Annotated in this window: 1 protein-coding gene; it reads right to left on the bottom strand. The window is 63.7% G+C overall.

The features are described 5' to 3' along the window. Positions 1–300, bottom strand: a 300-nt coding sequence (locus EN853_RS33535) for a phage tail length tape measure family protein (protein ID WP_281062258.1), incomplete at its 3' end; no start/stop codon positions are given.

Here is a 300-nt window from a genome sequence, read left to right as displayed (position 1 = left end):
GACCCTGGGGGCCACCTCTCCGATCTTGCCTGCATACGCCTGCATCAGCAGGGCCGAAGCGTCGGCCTGGTTTCCCTGCGCGATAAGCGATTGGATCTGCTGTCGCTGTGCGTCGGTGAGCACATCGGTCTGCTGCTCCAGCTCCCTGAGTGCTGCAACCGGGTCCTGCCTGATCTTCACGAACGATGCGATGACCTCTTCCGCGCTGCTGACACCTGCGTCCTGCCACTGTAGCGCGGCCTGCGCGACCATCCGCAGTTCATCCCCGGCGAACTGACCTGTCATGGCGACCTGGTTCAG

This window comes from Mesorhizobium sp. M1C.F.Ca.ET.210.01.1.1, assembly GCF_004791585.1.
Lineage (GTDB): Bacteria > Pseudomonadota > Alphaproteobacteria > Rhizobiales > Rhizobiaceae > Mesorhizobium.
Note: the sequence above shows the minus strand (reverse complement) of the source record. Positions and strands in the feature narration are given on the sequence as shown.